The organism is Enterobacter sp. RHBSTW-00593, assembly GCF_013784105.1.
Classification (GTDB): Bacteria; Pseudomonadota; Gammaproteobacteria; order Enterobacterales; family Enterobacteriaceae; genus Enterobacter; species Enterobacter ludwigii.
On the sequence record NZ_CP056393.1, the window covers coordinates 3944974 to 3961663 of the forward strand.

Below are 16690 nucleotides of genomic sequence, written 5' to 3' on the forward strand. Positions count from 1 at the left end.
GCACCGGTTATGTCACGATTGACGGCCTCAGATAGCGACGGGCGCTTTGATGCCTGGATGAGGGTCATAACCCTCAATCTCAAAATCGCCAAAGCGGTAATCAAAAATGGATTCCGGTTTGCGTTTGATAATCAGCTTAGGCAAGGCGCGCGGTTCGCGGGTCAACTGGAGATGCGTCTGTTCCATATGGTTGCTGTAGAGATGGGTATCCCCACCGGTCCAGACGAAATCGCCCACTTCCAGATCGCACTGCTGCGCCATCATATGCACTAACAGCGCATAGCTGGCAATGTTGAACGGCAGGCCGAGGAACACGTCGCAGGAGCGCTGATAGAGCTGGCAGGAGAGCTTACCGTCTGCCACATAGAACTGGAAGAACGCATGGCACGGTGCCAGTGCCATTTTGTCCAGCTCGCCGACGTTCCAGGCGGAAACAATAATACGGCGCGAGTCCGGATCGTTTTTCAACTGGTTCATCACGGTGGTGATCTGGTCAATATGGCGGCCATCCGGCGTAGGCCATGCGCGCCACTGCTTACCGTACACCGGGCCCAGGTTGCCGTTTTCATCTGCCCATTCGTCCCAGATAGAGACGTTGTTTTCATGCAGATACGCAACGTTGGTATCGCCTTGCAGGAACCAGAGCAGTTCATGAATGATCGAGCGCAGGTGGCAGCGCTTTGTCGTCACCAGCGGAAAACCTTCCTGCAGATTGAAGCGCATCTGGTGGCCAAAAATGGAGAGCGTGCCGGTACCGGTACGGTCATTTTTCGGCGTGCCCTCATCGAGCACTTTTTTCATCAGTTCAAGATACTGTTTCATGGTTCCTCAGGAAAGTTGTTGCTGTGGACGACGACGATACGCCCAAATCATCATAATGACACCCGCGACAATCATCGGAATGGAGAGGATCTGCCCCATGCTGATGTACTGTACCCATTCGCCGGTGAACTGTGCATCCGGCTGGCGGAAGAACTCGACGATGATACGGAATGCACCGTAGCCAATCAGGAACAGACCGGAGACAGACCCCATCGGACGCGGTTTACGGATAAAGAGATTCAGGATGATAAACAGCACCACGCCTTCCAGCGCCAGCTCGTAAAGCTGAGACATATGGCGCGGCAGAACACCGTAAGTATCGAACAGGGATTGCCACTCAGGATGAGACGGTAGCAGCGCCATGTCCTCTGCACGCGAACCCGGGAACAGCATGGTAAAGGAGACACTCGGGTCGACACGTCCCCAGAGCTCACCATTGATAAAGTTGCCCAGACGTCCTGCTCCCAGACCAAACGGGATCAGTGGCGCGATAAAATCTGACACCTGGAAGAAGTTGCGCTTGGTGCGTTTGGCAAAAATCACCATCACCAGGATCACACCAATCAGCCCGCCGTGGAAGGACATGCCGCCATCCCAGACGCGGAACAGGTAGAGTGGATCGTTCAGGAATACCGGGAGGTTATAGAACAGAACATACCCAATACGGCCGCCCAGGAACACGCCAAGGAAGCCTGCATACAGCAGGTTCTCGACTTCGTTTTTGGTCCAGCCACTGCCGGGACGACTGGCGCGACGGCCAGCAAGCCACATGGCAAAAATGAAGCCGACCAGGTACATCAGACCGTACCAGTGAAGCGAAACAGGTCCTATTGAGAAAATGACCGGATCAAATTCCGGAAAATGCAGATAACCACTGTTCATCTGTCACCACAAGATGTTGTTATTCCGCTGAAAGTGGACAGCGGTAGAAATGCGATTCTGCTGTTAGCAGAGGCTCCAAAGTTGCGAATCATAGCATAAGGCGGACGCGGAGGATGCGCCAGAGATGTAAAAGATGTGTATAGAGGAGTGTGTTATATCCTCACCGCCGCCCTGTAACAAAGGACGAGGACGGAGTGAGGGGAAAAGTACGTATTAGCGACCGCCGCGAATCAGGCCGCCCATACCGCGTCGCTCCATGAAAGCAGCCACCTGATGACGCACTTCGGCGGCCAGCTGCGCTTCAAGACTGCGTTCAGCCAGCTCGCGGGCATCCTCAATATCGATATGCCGCAGCAGGTACTTCACGCGGGCAACCGCACGGCCGTTCATGGAGAGGTGGCGGTACCCCAGCCCAATCAGGATTGCAACGCACATCGAATCTCCGGCCATTTCACCACACAGGCGCAAATCAATATCGTGCTGTTCGGCTTCTCGCGCGATCATCGCTAACGCCCGGATCATCGCAGGGTGCAGGCTGTCATAGATGCTGGCAACACGCGTGTTGTTACGGTCGACGGCCAGAATATACTGCGTCAGGTCATTGGTACCGACCGAGATAAAGTCGACACGGTTAGCCAGCTGCGGCAGCATAAAGACCATTGACGGCACTTCAAGCATCACCCCAATTCGTGGTTTGGGGATCGCATAGCCAATCATCTCTTCGACTTCACGACCGGCACGCTCAATCAGACGCCGCGCCTCGTCAATCTCATCAATGCTGGTGACCATCGGCAGTAAAATGCTGAGGTTACCCGTCGCCGCATTCGCGCGCAGCATGGCACGCACCTGGATCAGGAAGATCTCAGGCTGATCGAGCGTAATGCGTATCCCACGCCAGCCCAGGCACGGGTTTTCCTCACTGATCGGCATGTACGGCAGCTGTTTATCTGCCCCGACATCAAGGGTGCGCAGGGTGACCGGTTTGTCGTTAAACATCTGCAGCATGCCCTGATACTGCGCGACCTGCTCCTCTTCAGAGGGAAAGCCACTTTGCAGCATGAACGGGATTTCGGTGCGGTATAAGCCGATACCGTCGATGCGGCTGCCGAGCTTCTCTTCATGCTCGGGGCTTAAACCTGCGTTGAGCATGACTTTGATTCGCTCGCCGCTTTTGAGCTGCGCGGGCAGATTAACGTCATCCTCTGCCAGCTTGCTTAATTCATTCTCTTCGCTGATAAGGCGCTGGTATTCCTGAAGCAGAACCGGCTCAGGATCAACCAACAGCTCACCGCGATAACCGTCGACCACCAGGGTGCGTCGGTGCAGCACCGATGGCTGGATATCCGCCCCCATAACGGTGGGAATTCCCAGCGCACGCACCATAATGGCCGCGTGCGAGTTCGCCGCGCCATCGCGTACCACTACGCCCGCCAGGCGGTCATGAGGCAGTTCAGCCAGCGTTGTCGCGGAGAGTTCATCGGCAACCAGCACAAAACGTTTTGGCCAGGCATTCGCGCCCTGAATAGTGTCATCAAGATGGAACAGTAAACGCTGCCCCAGGGCGCGTAAATCACCGGCCCGCTCTTTCAGGTAACCGTCGGTCAGTGCCGCAAACTGCTCGGCAAATTTTTCGATGACCTTTTTAACCGCCCACTCCGCAACCGCACCTTTGTCGACTTCGTCAAAAAGCTCGCGGCGCAGACGTGCATCGGAGAGAAGGTGCGAGTAAAGGTCAAAAATGGCCGCCGTCTCTTTTTGCGCCCCAGCGGCAAAGCGCTTGCTGTAGCGACGAAACTCATTCGACGCCTCTTCCAGCGCGGCGGTGAGACGCTCACGCTCAAGCGCTTCATCAAGCGTTGAGGCTTCGTACACCTGCTCCATCAACGGCAGGGTGGCGTCCATCCAGCCTTCGGCGATAGCGACGCCCGGCGACGCCGGAAGCGCGCGAATACGCGTATGGCGATACTGACCAAACAGTGCCGTCAACTGGGACTGGGAGAGGATCGCGGCCATCTGCGTGGCCAGCGTGACGAGGAAAGACTCTTCGCTTTCATCGTACTGACGCAACTCACGCTGCTGTACCACCAGCACACCAAGCAGCTGACGGCGCTGAATAATCGGCACGCCCAGGAAGGCGCGGAAACGATCTTCTTTTACGGAGGGGATATATTTAAAGCTGGGGTGTTTTTGCGCGTCGGCAAGGTTGATAGGTTCGGCGAGTCGCCCAACCAGACCAACGATACCTTCATCAAACGCGAGCGTTACGGTGCGTCCACGTGGCTTTTTCAAACCACGGGTCGCCATCAGGTAATAGCAACGCCGATCGTGGTCGGCCAGATACACCGAACAGACTTCGGTCTCCATCGCAAGACAGATGTCGGTAACCAGAATGTTCAGCGCCTCATTCAGACGCGGCGCACTGGCCACCTTCTCGACTATTTCTCGCAAGCGGGTGAGCATGATTTGCGTAGCTTAACCTCTTTTACGTCGCCAGGCAGGTGCGCTCTGCGGCTTAGGCGGGATCTCCTGAAGCTGCATAACAACACTTGCGAACTCTTTCATCACCCTACGGTAAACATCGCGTTTAAATGACACGACCTGACGAACAGGATACCAATAGCTCACCCAACGCCAGCCATCAAACTCCGGCGTACTGCTGGTTTGCATATTGATATCTGAATCGTTGCCCACCAACTGCAGTAGAAACCATTTTTGTTTCTGGCCGATACAAACCGGCTTTGTGTCCCAACGCACCAAACGTTTCGGTAACTTGTAACGCAACCAGTTGCGGGTCGAAGCCAGGATGCGAACATCTTTTCGGCTTAAACCAACCTCTTCAAACAGCTCCCGGTACATCGCTTGTTCTGGGGACTCTCCCGGGTTGATCCCGCCTTGCGGGAACTGCCAGGAGTGCTGACCATATCGACGGGCCCACATCACCTGGCCCTGACGATTACAAATTACTATTCCTACGTTCGGGCGGTAGCCATCGTCATCAATCACCGGACTACCCCAAACTAAACCTTATATATGAATGATTGTTTCACACTACAGGGAGGCGGTAAACCACTCTCTTACAGGGCTGCAACCTAATAACATTTGAATAACTCACAAATACAGGCAGAGTTATAAACAGATGAGCAGCTCTGAGGGGAATTTTATTCACCTTTTCTGTGGATATAGTTGTGAAGAAGTGTCTGATTACCGATGAACAACCTCAGCCGCCGTCAATCTCCCTCCATTACCAATAAAAAATAAAATCATTATTTTCATAAAGTTAATCGTAATAAAACCGACCCACACCGCTTAAGCGTGACGATCATCACATCAGGGATCGTTGTGCTGATGAAAGATCGAACAGCGTCGGTTTTATCCACAGATTGTGCCAATAAGTTAGGCACAATTTGTTTGAAAATTGGATTTTCGTCCCACGTCAAGGCTGTAAATTGAAACAGTAGTCAGGGTTATGCCCAGTTATCCCACTTTTCTGTGGATAACATGGTGTAAGATCCTGTTCATTGTCAGTGACCAGAATTGAACAACCGAATTTTTGTCCTTCGCCATCCATTTTTAGCGTGCTAAAAAAACCTATAAATCATACACATGGCATATTCGTACAGAAAAAGTTAAACTCTATCCACAGGGGACAATTTCTTAGTGTATTTTTTAATCAAAAGGTTACCTTCATGCATTCGCTTTTACCCTTGCTTTCACCGCCGTCCAGCGAAACCCAGTTGCTACAGCAGGCGCAGCGTCTGGCTGGCTTTTCGCTTGGCGAGCTGGCGGCAATGGCTGGCCTGCCGATCCCTCAGGATCTGAAGCGGGATAAAGGCTGGATCGGCATGCTGCTGGAGCTGTGGTTGGGTGCAAGCGCAGGGAGTAAACCGGAGCAGGATTTCGCCGCCCTGGGCGTAGAGTTAAAAACCATTCCCATCGATAGCCTTGGGAAGCCCCTGGAAACGACATTTGTCTGCGTTGCACCGTTAACCGGGAATACTGGTGTGACGTGGGAAACCAGTCACGTTCGCCATAAACTGAAGCGCGTGCTTTGGGTCCCCGTAGAAGGAGAACGTCAGATCCCGCTGGCTGAACGCCGGGTTGGCGCACCGCTGCTGTGGAGTCCGGATGAAGATGAAGAGCATCAGCTGCGTCTGGACTGGGAAGAGCTGATGGATATGATTGTCCTCGGTCAGGTTGAGCGCATCACCGCCCGACACGGAGAGGTGTTACAGCTGCGGCCAAAGGCGGCGAACAGTAAAGCGCTCACGGAAGCAATCGGTGCCCGGGGCGAGCCGATACTGACATTGCCACGTGGTTTTTATCTCAAAAAGAACTTTACCGGGGCGCTCCTTGCTCGCCATTTCTTACTCAAAACGTAGTTTTTTACTTATTTTGAGAGCTCTCAAACATAATCACCTGGTTTTTAAGATTTTACCGCTTCCTCCTGTCGAAATATCGGGTTATTACTACACTATGATTTGATACGAGCCAGGTGAGGACGATAACGATGAAAAAATGGGCAGTGTTAATTTCAGCAGTCGGATTAGCGTTTGCAGTATCGGGCTGTAGCAGCGATTACGTGATGGCGACAAAAGATGGCCGGATGATCCTGACAGACGGCAAGCCGGAAGTCGATGATGACACCGGCCTGGTCAGCTATCGCGATCAGTCCGGGAATAAAATGCAGATCAATCGCGACGAAGTCTCGCAAATTATCGAGCGATAAACAGAGAGAGGTCAGTACCTTGCTGGCCTTTTTGATTTTTTTCTTCCCCTTTTGCTTCCCCTCTGCCATGTTTATATTCCTTTGTCGGGAGGTTCCTGACGCGGTCTACATGTCTATTGAAGGAAGCCGGCTATGCATTATCACCGTATCCCCCACAGCTCTCTGGAGATAAGCCAACTGGGGTTGGGCACGATGACATTTGGTGAACAAAACAGCGAAGCCGATGCCCATGCACAACTCGATTATGCCGTCAGCCAGGGCATTAACCTGATTGATGTCGCAGAGATGTACCCTGTTCCTCCACGCCCGGAAACGCAGGGGCTTACCGAAACCTACGTCGGCAACTGGCTGGCAAAACGCGGCAATCGCGAAAAACTGGTTGTCGCCTCGAAAGTCAGCGGCCCTGCGCGTAACAGCGATGCCGGGATCCGCCCAAACCAGATCCTCGATCGCAAGAATATCCGTGCCGCGCTGGATGCCAGCCTGAAGCGTCTGCAAACCGATTATCTTGATCTCTACCAGGTACACTGGCCGCAGCGTCCAACCAACTGCTTTGGTAAGCTCGGCTACAGCTGGAACGAAAGTGCTCCCGCCGTTACGCTGCTTGAAACGCTGGAAGCACTGACCGAATGCCAGCGAGCGGGCAAAATCCGCTACATCGGCGTGTCTAACGAAACGGCTTTTGGCGTTATGCGCTACCTGCACCTGGCTGATAAACACGATCTGCCGCGCATTGTCACCATCCAGAACCCCTACAGCCTGCTCAACCGCAGTTACGAAGTGGGTCTGGCCGAAGTGACGCAATATGAAGAGGTTGAGCTGCTCGCCTATTCCTGCCTGGGCTTTGGTACGCTGACGGGTAAATACCTGAACGGTGCGAAGCCAGCCGGCGCGCGTAATACGCTCTTCAGCCGCTTTACCCGCTATAGCGGCGAGCAGACGCAGAAAGCCGTCGCGGCCTACGTTGATATTGCGAAGCGCCACGGGCTCGATCCTGCCCAGATGGCACTGGCCTTCGTACGCCGTCAGCCGTTTGTGGCCAGCACCCTGCTGGGCGCAACGACGATGGAACAGTTGAAAACCAACATTGAGAGTTTCCATCTGGACCTGAGCGAGGACGTGCTGGCGGAGATTGACGCGGTGCATCAGGTTTATACCTATCCGGCACCGTAAAAAAAGCAAAACGGCAACCTCTGTTGCCGTTTTTAATGTTTGCACCCGCTTGTGAAAAGGCGCTGAAGACGACCCGAATCAGCGGCGGCGCTGCCAGACCCACAAGCCGGCAATCGCCAGCGCGAACAATCCACCGAACCCGACGCCAATCCCTACCACAGGCGCACCGGCTTTAACCGCCAGCGAATACAGGCCCAGCATCAGCAGCATCGCCAGGTTTTCACCGAGGTTTTGCACCGCAATAGCATTGCCCGCCCCGACCGTCTGCTTGCCACGCTCCTGTAATAGCGCATTCAGTGGCACCACGAAGAAGCCTCCCAGAATACCAATCAGGATCAGCAGTACGTAGGCTGGCAATAACGCGTGTTGCAGCGCGAAAAAAAGCACCGCAACGCCAATCAGTATCCCTGCCGGCATGCAGCGAGCAACGGTGTCGAGCGTCACCAGTTTTGCCGCTGCCCCCGCGCCCACCACAATCCCGATCGCCACCATCGCATTAAGGTAGGTTGGCGTCGCGTTGTCCGTGATCCCCAGCGCCACCGGCACCCACAGCACCAGCAGGAAGCGCAGCGTAACGCCAGCGCCCCAGAACATGCTGGTGCCCATCAGAGAGAATCGCGTTTCACCGTTACGCCACAGTACGCGGCAGGCATTGAAGAAGCTGCCAGTCATCGGCTTAAAGCGCCAGGATTGCCCCGGACGCGCCACCGGCAGTTTCGGAATAAACAGGTTAGCGACTACCGCGCCACCGTACACCACGGCACACACGCCGAGGGCCGCCAGCACGTGCCAGTCAGCGAGGACACCGCCTGCGACGGAGCCAAGCAGGATTGCCGCAATGGTGGAGGACTCCATCAGCCCATTGGCTTTCACCAGCTTATCACCGGTGGTCAGCTCCCCGAGGATGCCATACTTCGCCGGGGAGTAGGCTGCGGCACCAATGCCGACCAGCGTATAGCCAATAAACGGATTGAAACCAAAACAAATGCTGGCGGCTCCCAGCAGTTTCAGGCCGTTGGCAAACATCATTACCCGGCCTTTCGGGAAGCTGTCCGCAACCTGTCCGACAAACGGTGCAAAGATAATGTAAGCGCCCACAAACACCATCTGCAGAACCGGCTGACTCCAGTCGGGGTAAAACTCAGCCTTGAGCAGTGCCAGCGTGGCAAACAGCAGCGCGTTATCGCCAAAGGCGGAAAGGAACTGGGCGGCAATCACCGCCATCATGCCTTTTGAGCGCAGAGAGGTGTTAGTGTGTACTGACTCACGCATTATGTTGTTCCGCCTGTTCAACCATGCCCTTGAGGGTCACGAAGTCGGGCTTACCGCTGCCGAGCACCGGAAGCTGTTTCAGGTAGCGAATATCACGAGGTACCGCCAGCTCCGGAATGCCGTGCTCGCGGGCATAGCTCAGTAACTGGTCGCGCTTAAGCTCGCTGTCGGTGGTGAACAGCACCAGCGCCTCGCCTTTACTTGCATCACTCTTCACAACCGTGGCATGCATCTTGTCGGCGGAGACGCCCGATGCCAGCTGTTCAACCATCTCAAGCGAGACCATTTCACCCGCAATCTTGGCAAAGCGTTTTGCACGCCCCTGGATCTGCACAAAGCCTTGCTCATCGAAACGTACAATATCGCCGGTGTCGTACCAGCCCGTTTCAATCTCGCCATTAACGTTTTCTGCGGTCGGTGCTTCCAGCACGCCGGGGTTTTCCACGCGCAGATAGCCGTTCATCACGTTTGGCCCTTTCAGCTGCAGACGGCCGCCGTCTTCAATACCAGGCACCGCCAGCAGACGAGCATCCAGCCCAGGCAGAATTCGGCCTACTGTCCCCGGTTTCGCCGCCATTGGCACGTTGATAGAGACCACCGGCGCACACTCTGTCACGCCATACCCCTCGAGGATGCGCAAACCAAATTTGTCCTGCCAGATCTGTCGCGTGCTCTCCTGCAGTTTTTCCGCGCCAGCAACCACGTAGCGCACGCGGAAGAAGTCATACGGATTGGCGAAACGCGCGTAGTTCCCGAGGAAGGTTGAGGTTCCAAACAACACGGTACAGTTACGGTCATACACCAGCTCCGGCACAATGCGGTAATGCAACGGGCTTGGATAAAGGAAGACTTCGGCACCGGTCAGCAGCGGCGTGAAAAGCCCCACCGTCAGACCAAACGAGTGGAACAGCGGCAGCGCTGACATAAACCGGTCTTTCGCGGTAAAGTCGGCAATGCTTTTGATCTGCTCAACGTTCGCCAGAATACTCTTGTGACTGTGGACGACGCCTTTCGGGTTGCCTTCAGAGCCAGAGGTGAAGAGGATAATCGCGTCGTCTTCCGGCTGCTGTTTCACCTGGGCCAGACGCGGCATCAGCAGATGAGCAAAAATCCACAGTTTGTCGCCTGTCGTCACGTCCGCTTTAAGATCTTCCAGGAAGACCCAGCGTACCTGGGTAAGCTGTTCAGGAAGATGCCACAGTTTGCCTTTGTCGAGGAACTGGCGGGAGGTAAAGACGGTTTTGATTTGCGCTGCCGTGATGGCGCTGGTCAGCCCTTTCACGCCCGCCGTGTAGTTCATCATCGCCGGAATACGGCCACGGGAAACGGCTCCAAAAATCACCGCCGCACTGATGCCTGCGTTGGGCAGCATCAGGCCAATCTTTTCGCCCTGCTGACTGTACTTCTCAAGAATACGGCCCACGAACAATGTTTTGGTCAGCAGCTTGCGATAGGTATCCGGGGTAAAGTTGATGTCTTCGATGCAGTTTTTCTTCGCGCCGTAGCGGTGCTGTGCCGACAGCAGGGATTCATACAGCGTCTCGCGCGGGCGAACCGCCATACGCGCTTCCATCATAATCTGGTGCAGCATCTCTCCGGCAATTTTACGGCGATCGCGTGCACGGGGCGCGTCAGGCATCGGTAACGACGTTGGCGGCAGGATATGCAACGTAATTTTTGGGAACACGCGCTGCTTTACCAGCCCTTTCAGACGGCTGAAATAGGAGCGCTCCGCCCCTTCAATACGCAGTGGCACCACGGTTGCTTTTGACTTCGCCGCGACAAACCCGGCGCCGTCGTAGATTTTCATCAGTGAACCGGTCACCGAGATGCGCCCTTCCGGGAAAATAACCACCGGACGCCCCTGCTCCACCAGACGCACCAGATGTTTAATCATCATCGGTTTGGTCGGGTCGAGCGGCACAAAATCAATCAGCGGCGTGAGCCAGCGCATGTACCACTGCTGGCTGATGGAGGTATAAACCGCAAACACCGGACGCACGGGCAGAAATAGCGCCAGCAGAATGCCGTCGATAAAGGAAACATGGTTTGGTGTGATAAGAACGCGTTCGCCGCGAAGCGCCTGAGCATCGCCAGTGACGCGAATGCGAAAGAGAATACGGAAGAGTGTACGGAAGAACCCAAAAAGCATCTCAACTCCCTTTGCCAGCCAGTGTGAAGGGTTGATAGTAAATGGTGGCAGATTACACGAGAAGTGATACGGGAGCGACTGCAAAGTTGAGGCGAAAAAAAACCTGCGCATCCGCGCAGGTTGGTGCAAGAGAAGAGTACGAAACCGTACTAAGAATTCTCACCAATCAATACCTCTGGGATCTCGACTCTATCAATCTCCCCCTCATCCTCGCCATCGGACAATCGCAACAGCCTGAGGCAAAGTGTAACTAAAGGTTCAGATTGACATTATTCAGACATGACTGGCCGTGTAACGATTACACGGCCAGGGTTGTGCTGCGTCACGTTTGTGGAGGGCGAAACCCCGCGCCCCTTGAATGCACGGCGCTTTTCCGCAACACTATTTCGTGTGTAAACGCTTACCCCCACTAAGAAGGTATGTAATGGCGACAATAAAGGATGTGGCCCGTCTGGCTGGTGTTTCCGTGGCGACCGTCTCGCGCGTGATTAACGACTCCCCTAAAGCCAGTGACGCATCACGCCAGGCGGTGCAAAACGCCATGGAATCATTGAATTACCATCCGAATGCCAACGCCCGCGCCCTTGCCCAACAGTCTACTGAAACCATCGGACTGGTGGTGGGCGATGTGTCTGACCCGTTTTTCGGCGCTATGGTAAAAGCGGTTGAACAGGTTTCTTATCAGACCGGCAATTTTCTGCTGATCGGCAATGGCTATCACAACGAACAAAAAGAACGCCAGGCTATCGAACAGCTGATGCGCCACCGCTGCGCTGCGCTGGTTGTTCACGCCAAAATGATCCCCGATGCTGAACTCATTCATCTGATGAAGCAGATCCCCGGCATGGTGATCATCAACCGAATTATTCCCGGTTTTGAGAAACGCTGCGTGGCACTCGACGACCGCTACGGCGCCTGGCTTGCTACCCGCCATTTGATTCAGCAGGGCCATACCCGCATTGGTTATCTCTGCTCCAATCACCCGATTTCCGATGCCGAAGATCGCCTGCAGGGCTACTACGATGCCCTGCGCGAAAACGGTTTGCCGTGTAATGACCGGCTGGTGGCCTACGGCGAGCCAGATGAGAGTGGCGGCGAACAGGCAATGACAGAGCTGCTGGGGCGTGGACGGAATTTCACGGCGGTTGCCAGCTATAACGACTCGATGGCCGCCGGGGCAATGGGGGTGTTAAATGACAACGGAATCGAGGTGCCGGGAGAAATTTCACTCATTGGCTTCGATGATGTGCTGGTGTCCCGCTACGTGCGTCCCCGCCTGACCACCGTACGTTACCCGATTATCACAATGGCAACGCAGGCTGCGGAGCTGGCACTGGCGCTGGCCGAACAACGCCAGCCACCGGATATCACCCACCTGTTCAGCCCCACCTTAGTCCGCCGTCACTCTGTAGGTTCGCCAGCAGAAGCGGGAGAGGAATAGCGATACAGATGTACCGTTTTGTTCGGGTATTCGAGCGCATCGCCAATGTACTGCCAGCCGTAACGTTCGTAGAAGTCGCGGCAGGCAGACCACAGATGCAGTTCGTGATACCCGGCCTGTGCGGCATAGGCGATAACATGCTGCTGCAGTTTTCCCGCCAGTCCGTTACCACGCGCCGCTTCATCAACGTACAGCGCAGCCAGCCACGGACAAAGATCCTGTCGGGTGATTAAATCGCAGCGCCAGATCCCGACCGTACCCAGAAGCTGTTCGCCCTCCAGAGCAATAAAGGTCAACGGTAACGCGCCCGGCGTCTGGCTGTGTTCAACGATGCTCTGGAAAAACGCCCGCGTAAGCCCGTCACCGAACGCCTGCCAGATCCAGTCAGTTACCTGTTCCGCATACTGAGGCGCGGCATAGAGAGGCAGAATAGTCACACCAGCTTCCCCTGAAACACGGGCACAGATTCAAAAAGATAACCGTCAAAATCCGGCGCATCTTCATCGGAGAGTTCAAGTAAGCTCTTTTTCACATTTTCCAGATGCTGGAACATCGCCTGCCAGGCGCCCATCACGTCACGACGACGCAGCGCCGCGAGGATAGTTTGCCTGTCGCCCAGCCATTTCAGGCGGTATGCACGGCTGGCGATATGCCCATTGAATTGCTGCCACAGCGGGCTGCTGTCCATGTGGTGCCAGATACTCTCTACCGTTGCCAGCAGCATCTGGTTTTGCGTTGCCCCCGCCAGCACCAGGTGAAACATTTTATTGTTGTCCTGGCTGTTATCGTTGGCGGCAATGGCGCGCTGCTCCTGCTCAATAATACGGCGCAGATTGTCGATGTCTGCGCGTGTCGCCATTTTGGCAGCAAACGCGGCGATGTTGCTTTCGAGGAGCTGGCGCGCCTGCAGGATCTCAAAGGGGCCGACGTCGCTGTTCAGAAAACGTTCTTCTTCGTTTTCGTGTTCTTCAGGAATGCGCATCACATAAACGCCAGACCCCTGGCGGATATCCACCGTGCCCTGCAGCTCCAGCATCAACAATGCCTCACGCACGATGGTACGGCTTACGCCGTACTTCTCAGCAATATTTCGCTCGGGCGGCAGACGGGAACCTACGGGATAGTGCCCCTGGATAATTTGCGCCCGTAAATCCTCGCCAATTTCCTGGTACTGTTTTTTTTCCGGCAGGATGACAGCCTTATCCACGTTTTCACCTGTTTTTTCAGTTAATGCGCAGGCCGGGCGTCCTCCCGGCCAGTTTGTGCGCTATTTTACCAGAACCAGCATGGTTTTCGCTTACTTCCATTCATCATCGACCGGGAGCGTGAGCACGCGCGCATCGCGCAGCTGCCGGAACCAGCTCGCCGACCTTTTCGCCCGCCTGGCGCGATTGTTATCGAGATCGATCTCAATCAGCCCGTAGCGGTTTTTGAAGGCGTTCATCGGCGATACGTTGTCCGTGAAGGCCCACAGCATATAGCCATGACAGTTTGCCCCCTCCTCCCGCGCCAGCAGCGTGTAATAGAGGTGCTCGCGAATGAACGCAATGCGGTACTCGTCGTCAATGACCCCGTCACTGTTGCGAAACTGCGCTTCGTTCTCCACGCCCATCCCGCTCTCCGCCACGAACCAGTCGATGTTGCGGTAGTCATTTTTTATCCGCATCGCCATATCGTAGATAATGCGGGGGTAGATTTCCCAGCCGCGGGATTTATTCATTCGCCGTCCTGGCAGTTCGAACGGTTCGTAGTAGTACGCCGGGTGGAACGGTGTCTCCGGGTGCCAGGCACGAGACGGCGCTTTCACCCGATGCGGGTAATAGAGGTTTATCCCCAGCTCATCGACGGTGTTCTGCGCAATCAGTTCCAGCTCTTCTGCGGTGTAGTCCCACGCCACCTGATGCTGTTCCAGCAGCGTAAACAGTTCTGACGGGTAGCGCCCGTGCACCAGCGGATCGAGAAATACGCGGTTATAGAACAGATCGTACTTCTCTGCGGCGTTAACATCGTGCGGCGCGCACGAGCGGGGATAGGTGACTTCGGGGTTGAGAATACAGCCAACCGAGCCAGGGTACCCTTTGGCGCGAAACAGCTGCACAACCTTTGCCGTCGCCAGAACCTTATGGTGGTTCCACTGCATCCAGTTACCGGTATTCTGCTCGTAGGGCCAGCGCAGCGCATCGAGATAAACGCGGGTCTGTACCACGATCGGTTCATTGAAGGTAAACCAGCGGGTGACTTTACCGTGGTAGCGTTCAAAGACTTTTTCCGCATAGCGGACAAACAGCTCGACAACCTGCTTTGAAGCCCAGCCGCCGTAAGTGTCAAGCAGCACGCCCGGCAGCTCGTAATGCTCGAGGCAGATCATCGGCTCAATACCCTGACGGTGCATCTCATCAAACAACGCGTCGTAATAGGCGGCGTACTCCTCGTCCACCGTCACTTTTTCATAGTCGGTTAAAAAACGTGACCAGTTAATCGAGGTTCGGTAGTGCGTCAGCCCCGCCTGCTTCATCAGCGCCACATCCTCGCGAAAGCGGTTGATAAAGTCGGTCGCCACCGCCGGGCCATAGCCGTTGTGCCAGACGTGGCGATCGTTTTTGTACCAGAGATCGATCCACGAATCCTGCCCCGCCTTTTTGCCGCTCCAGCCTTCGGTTTGCCAGGCTGACGCGGCCGCGCCCAGAATGAAATCCTGCGGAATGGTTATCTGTTTTGTCGTCATCACATCCTCATGCATTGTCGGTCGCCTGTTGCAGCGCGGCCTGTTCGGCACGTCGTGAAGCAATCTTCACAAACGGCAGGTAGATAATGACGGCAGTCACAATGCAGATAAGCTGAGTGATGACCGCCCCCATCGATCCGGCAGTGGAGAGCCAGGCGTTGATCAGCGGCGGCGTGGTCCACGGCACCATCACCACGGCTTTACCGGCAAAGCCGGTTACGGTGGCAAAGTAACCGATAGAGCCGGTCACCAGCGGCGTGATAATGAAAGGAATGGCGAGGATCGGGTTAAGCATGATTGGCATGCCGAAGATCACCGGCTCGTTGATGTTAAAGAGCCCCGGACCAATGGAAAGCTTGGCGATCTCTTTCATCTCTTTGCGTTTGGTGGCAATCATGACCGCGATCAGCAGGCCGATGGTCAGCCCCGACCCGCCGATGCTCATGTACACATCCCAGAACGGCATGGTGATGATATTCGGCACCTCTTTGCCCTGCTCAAAGGCGCTCATATTAACGGTGATGGCGCCTAACAGCAGCGGCTCGCGGATCGGCTTGATCATCTGGTTGCCGTGAATACCAATCACCCAGAAAAGCTGTGCGACAAACATCAGCAGCAGAATGCCCGGCAGGCTTTGCACCACGCGCTCCAGCGGCTGTTGCACCACCTGATAGACCGCGTCATAGAGATACATGCCGGTGAGTTGATGGAAGACGAAACCCAATGTGGCAATCGCGGTAGTGGTGATGATCGCCGGGATCAGTGCGGAGAACGATGCCGCCACGTTTGGCGGTACGGTGTCCGGCATCCTGATCTTCAGCCCCTTGCGGTTTTCCAGCCAGCAGTAAATTTCTACCGACAGAATCGCGATAAACATGCCGAGGAACAGGCTACGGGTATCAGAGAACTGACGCAGCAGCACGTCTTTCACCACGTGCATTTCACCATCCACCAGCATCTCGACGGTGGTCGGCGTCACGCAGATAAAGCAGATCACCGCCAGCAGGCCAGGGAATAAGGATTTGATCCCGTTGATGCGGCCCAGTTCGATACCGATTAAGAACACCGCGCCAATGTTAAGGAAATTCAGGGTGGCGTAATTGAGCGCGCTGGTGATGGGTTTTAGCGTGGCGAGAAAAGAGAGGGACTGGAAGCTCGCCAGGCCATTTTTCGGATCCAGTACCATATTGGAGATCAAGACAGAGAATGCCCCAACGATGATGACCGGCATTAAGGTAATAAAGGCAGACTTGATCGCCATGATATAGCGATAACTGTTGAATTTTGTGGCAAAACTGCCCAGAGCGTCGATCAGTTTTTCCTGTAATGCCATAGGGTAATACCTCAGTAAAAGGGCTTTTATTGGATAAGGTGTACAGCCGGATACTATTGGCATACCAAAAATAGCTTCATGTCGGGTTTTGTTCTGTGATTAAGCTCTCAACGACGTAACAGGTATTCCAAAATGCGGTTTATATCGATTTTGGCATACCACTT

At 54.9% G+C, this 16690-nt stretch carries 14 protein-coding genes and 1 pseudogene; 5 read left to right on the forward strand and 10 right to left on the reverse strand.

Annotation, left to right across the window (positions count from 1 at the left end; all coding sequences use genetic code 11):
• Positions 1-27 precede the first annotated feature (27 nt).
• From thyA to rppH, 4 genes are all read right to left on the reverse strand, one after another.
• Positions 28-822, reverse strand: a complete 795-nt coding sequence (thyA, locus tag HV242_RS18870; protein WP_050737245.1) for a thymidylate synthase — start codon at positions 820-822, stop codon at positions 28-30.
• Positions 823-828: 6 nt separating this feature from the next.
• The gene (gene lgt, locus HV242_RS18875) at positions 829-1704 is read right to left on the reverse strand and encodes a prolipoprotein diacylglyceryl transferase (RefSeq protein WP_014171449.1); all 876 of its coding nucleotides are present in this window, start codon (positions 1702-1704) and stop codon (positions 829-831) included.
• 213 nt (positions 1705-1917) lie between these two features.
• Positions 1918-4164, reverse strand: coding sequence for a phosphoenolpyruvate--protein phosphotransferase (gene ptsP, locus HV242_RS18880; protein ID WP_014171450.1), 2247 nt, complete (start codon positions 4162-4164; stop codon positions 1918-1920).
• Between the two features lie 12 nt (positions 4165-4176).
• The gene (rppH, locus tag HV242_RS18885; protein WP_013098553.1) at positions 4177-4707 is read right to left on the reverse strand and encodes an RNA pyrophosphohydrolase; all 531 of its coding nucleotides are present in this window, start codon (positions 4705-4707) and stop codon (positions 4177-4179) included.
• A 463-nt stretch (positions 4708-5170) separates the two neighbouring features.
• Between rppH and HV242_RS24355 the strand changes: the two are divergent.
• The 4 genes and pseudogenes from HV242_RS24355 to HV242_RS18900 all read left to right on the forward strand — a co-directional run.
• Positions 5171-5236 (forward strand): annotated as a pseudogene (locus HV242_RS24355) (hypothetical protein); the annotation flags it as partial.
• A gap of 154 nt (positions 5237-5390) precedes the next feature.
• Positions 5391-6083: a DNA mismatch repair endonuclease MutH gene (mutH, locus tag HV242_RS18890; protein WP_032678891.1), complete on the forward strand. Its 693-nt coding sequence runs from the start codon at positions 5391-5393 to the stop codon at positions 6081-6083.
• Positions 6084-6211: 128 nt separating this feature from the next.
• The gene (locus HV242_RS18895; RefSeq protein WP_020883776.1) at positions 6212-6430 is read left to right on the forward strand and encodes a YgdI/YgdR family lipoprotein; all 219 of its coding nucleotides are present in this window, start codon (positions 6212-6214) and stop codon (positions 6428-6430) included.
• Between the two features lie 132 nt (positions 6431-6562).
• Positions 6563-7603: an NADP(H)-dependent aldo-keto reductase gene (locus HV242_RS18900; protein ID WP_047956049.1), complete on the forward strand. Its 1041-nt coding sequence runs from the start codon at positions 6563-6565 to the stop codon at positions 7601-7603.
• A gap of 78 nt (positions 7604-7681) precedes the next feature.
• Here HV242_RS18900 and lplT read toward each other — a convergent pair whose 3' ends face one another.
• Positions 7682-8875, reverse strand: coding sequence for a lysophospholipid transporter LplT (lplT, locus tag HV242_RS18905; protein ID WP_025203340.1), 1194 nt, complete (start codon positions 8873-8875; stop codon positions 7682-7684).
• On the reverse strand, positions 8868-11027 hold the full coding sequence (gene aas / locus HV242_RS18910) for a bifunctional acyl-ACP--phospholipid O-acyltransferase/long-chain-fatty-acid--ACP ligase (protein WP_020883773.1): 2160 nt from the start codon (positions 11025-11027) through the stop codon (positions 8868-8870). The genes lplT and aas overlap by 8 nt, the downstream gene beginning before the upstream one ends.
• 424 nt (positions 11028-11451) lie before the next feature.
• On the opposite strand from aas, the gene galR reads away from it, so the two are divergent.
• A complete protein-coding gene (gene galR / locus HV242_RS18915; protein WP_020883772.1) occupies positions 11452-12468 on the forward strand; it encodes an HTH-type transcriptional regulator GalR in 1017 nt (338 codons plus the stop codon).
• Here the strand turns inward: galR and HV242_RS18920 are convergent.
• From HV242_RS18920 to HV242_RS18935, 4 genes are all read right to left on the reverse strand, one after another.
• Positions 12429-12905 carry a GNAT family N-acetyltransferase gene (locus HV242_RS18920; RefSeq protein ID WP_014171458.1) on the reverse strand — a complete coding sequence of 159 codons (477 nt, stop codon included), beginning with the start codon at positions 12903-12905 and terminating at the stop codon, positions 12429-12431. The two genes, galR and HV242_RS18920, sit on opposite strands and share 40 nt — an antisense overlap.
• Entirely contained in the window at positions 12902-13675 is a 774-nt protein-coding gene (locus HV242_RS18925) for a GntR family transcriptional regulator (protein ID WP_014171459.1), read from the reverse strand. The genes HV242_RS18920 and HV242_RS18925 overlap by 4 nt, the downstream gene beginning before the upstream one ends.
• Before the next feature lie 90 nt (positions 13676-13765).
• Positions 13766-15193 carry a glycoside hydrolase family 1 protein gene (locus tag HV242_RS18930; protein ID WP_050737350.1) on the reverse strand — a complete coding sequence of 476 codons (1428 nt, stop codon included), beginning with the start codon at positions 15191-15193 and terminating at the stop codon, positions 13766-13768.
• Between the two features lie 7 nt (positions 15194-15200).
• Complete coding sequence (locus tag HV242_RS18935) at positions 15201-16526, reverse strand: PTS sugar transporter subunit IIC (RefSeq protein WP_020883770.1); 1326 nt, start codon at positions 16524-16526, stop codon at positions 15201-15203.
• Positions 16527-16690 lie beyond the last annotated feature (164 nt).